Source organism: Nocardioides sp. CPCC 206348, assembly GCF_048654705.1.
Classification (GTDB): Bacteria; Actinomycetota; Actinomycetes; order Propionibacteriales; family Nocardioidaceae; genus Nocardioides.
On sequence record NZ_JBMCZA010000176.1, the window covers coordinates 1 to 2,719 of the forward strand.

General features: G+C 67.3%; 2 protein-coding genes. One reads left to right on the plus strand and one right to left on the minus strand.

Annotation, left to right across the window (positions count from 1 at the left end; translation table 11 throughout):
• Positions 1 to 425, minus strand: a 425-nt coding sequence (locus ACOADB_RS13920; protein ID WP_378599605.1) for an RrF2 family transcriptional regulator, incomplete at its 3' end; no start/stop codon positions are given.
• 184 nt (positions 426 to 609) lie between these two features.
• On the opposite strand from ACOADB_RS13920, the gene ACOADB_RS13925 reads away from it, so the two are divergent.
• Positions 610 to 2,484 (plus strand): acyl-CoA dehydrogenase, encoded by a 1,875-nt coding sequence (locus ACOADB_RS13925; RefSeq protein ID WP_378599608.1) that lies wholly within the window; start codon positions 610 to 612, stop codon positions 2,482 to 2,484.
• The last annotated feature ends 235 nt before the right edge of the window (positions 2,485 to 2,719 follow it).

Genomic DNA, 2,719 nt, shown 5'->3' on the forward strand with positions numbered 1-2,719 from the left:
CGGGACGTGACGGCTTCGGGGAGTACGCCGTCGGCGAGCTGCTGGATCGACACGTCCTCGAAGACCTCGCGCAGCGCGCGGCGGGCGGCGATCCAGACGTGCTGGAGGACCTCGGCCGACTCGTTGTAGTTCACGGCTTCGGGACGCAGGCCGTAGACGGAGACGAGCGGGCCGTCGACGGCGCGGATGACGTCCGCGACCGAGACGGTGTCGGCCTCGCGGGCCATCCGCCAGCCACCGGACTGGCCGCGCTGCGACATCACGATGCTGGCGCGGCGGAGGTCGGCGAGGATCGCCTGGAGGAACCCGTGAGGGATGTCCTGGAGGCGGCCGAGCTCTTCGGCGCTGACTGCCCGCCCATCGGAGCGCGAGGCCATCGCGATCAGGGCGCGCAGGGCGTAGTCGGACTTCGCGGAGACGCGCATGGACCCAAGTGTGTCAGATTGCTCGATCGATTCACTCGACCTAGGGGTCCGTGAGGGGTGCAGGCGTAGTTCGTTGGTGTGAGGCAGAACCACCCGCCCCGTGCTTGCCCGCAGCAAGCACCCCCCGTATCATTAAGTTACTGACGAGTAGCACTCTTCAATTCGAGTTAGAAACGGTGGGACAGTGAGCCACTACAAGAGCAACCTCCGCGACATCGAGTTCAATCTGTTCGAGCTCTTCAAGGTCCAGGAGTACCTCGGGACCGGCATCTACGAAGAGATGGACGCGGACACCGCACGCGAGATCCTCAGCGAGGTCGAGCGCATCGCCCGCGAGGACCTCGCCGCGTCGTACGTCGACTCGGACCGGAACCCGCCTGTCTTCGACCCCAAGACCAACACCGCGCCGCTGCCGGCGTCGTTCAAGAAGTCCTACGACACCTGGATGGAGTCCGGCTTCTGGGGACTCGGCCTCCCGGAGGAGATCGGCGGCACCACCGCGCCGCCGTCGCTCGTGTGGGCGACCGGCGAGATGGTCCTCGGTGCGCAGGCCCCGATCTGGATGTACTGCACCGGCCCGTCGATGGGTTCGGTCGTCTTCAAGAACGCCAACGGCGTTGCCCGCGACATCCGCATCGCCGAGATCATGGTCGAGCGCCTTTGGGGCGCCACGATGGTCCTCACCGAGCCCGACGCGGGCTCCGACGTGGGTGCGGGCAAGACGTTCGCCACGCCGAACGAGGACGGCTCCTGGAACATCTCCGGCGTCAAGCGCTTCATCACCAGCGCCGAGTCGGACCTGCAGGAGAACATCATGCACCTGGTCCTCGCCCGCCCGAAGGGCGTCGAGGGCATCGGCGGTCCGGGCACCAAGGGCCTCTCGCTCTTCCTGGTCCCGAAGTACCACTTCGACCACCAGAGCGGTGAGCTGACCGGCGAGCGCAACGGCGTCTACGTCACCAACGTCGAGCACAAGATGGGCATCAAGGTGTCCAACACCTGCGAACTCACCTTCGGCGACCCGCAGGTCGGCGGCGGCGAAGCAGCCCAGGGCTGGCTGCTCGGCGAGGTCCACGACGGCATCCGCCAGATGTTCGACGTCATCGAGAACGCCCGCATGATGGTCGGCACCAAGGCCATCGCGACCCTCTCGACCGGTTACCTCAACGCGCTCGACTACGCCAAGACGCGGGTCCAGGGTGCCGACCTGACCCAGGCCGCCGACAAGGCCGCGCCGCGGGTCACGATCACCAACCACCCGGACGTCCGTCGTTCGCTGATGACCCAGAAGTCGTTCGCCGAGGCGATGCGGTCGCTGGTCATCTACACGTCGACCTGGCAGGACAAGGTCGCCATCGCGAAGGCGTCCGGCGAGCACGACAAGCTGGCCGAGGCGGTCAACGACCTGCTGCTCCCGATCGTCAAGGGCTACGGCTCGGAGCGTTCGTGGGTGCTGCTCGGCACCGAGTCGCTGCAGACCTTCGGTGGTTCGGGCTTCCTGCAGGAGTACCCGATCGAGCAGTACGTCCGCGACGCGAAGATCGACACGCTCTACGAAGGCACGACCGCCATCCAGGGCCAGGACTTCTTCTTCCGCAAGATCGTCAAGGACCAGGGCACGGCGCTCGGCCACCTGGCCAACGAGATCAAGGCGTTCGTGGAGGCCGAGGCCGGCAACGGTCGTCTCAAGAACGAGCGTGCGCTGCTCGCGACCGCGCTCGACGACGCCCAGGGCCTCGTGGGCCTGGCGATCAACGACCTGATGTCGTCCGACGTCAACTCCGGCGGCGACCTCCGCAACATCTACAAGGTCGGTCTCAACACCACGCGCATCCTGATGGCGCTCGGTGACGTGGTCTGCGCCTGGCTGCTGCTCCGCGGCGCCGAGGTGGCCCTGGAGAAGCTGGACGCTGCTGGTGGCGACAAGGCCTACTACGAGGGCAAGGTTGCTGCCGCCCAGTGGTTCGCGCAGCTCAACCTGCCGCGCATCACGGCCGAGCTCCGCATCGCCGAGGCCACCGACCTCGCGATCATGGACCTCGACGAGGCTGCGTTCTGATTCACCCCTGAATCAACGGGTACGACGGCCGTTCCGGGACCTCCCGGGGCGGCCGTTGCCCTTTTTTCGGGCCGGATGGGACTGGTTGCCCGACCCCTGTGCGGGGTAGGAAGGGTCCCGTGACGCAACCGCCGGAGCAGCCCAACGAGAACCCGCCCTACGGCCAGCCCGGCCAGCCCGGCCAGCCGCAGCAGTGGCCGGTCGCGCCACCGCCTGCCGGTGGCTACAACCCGCC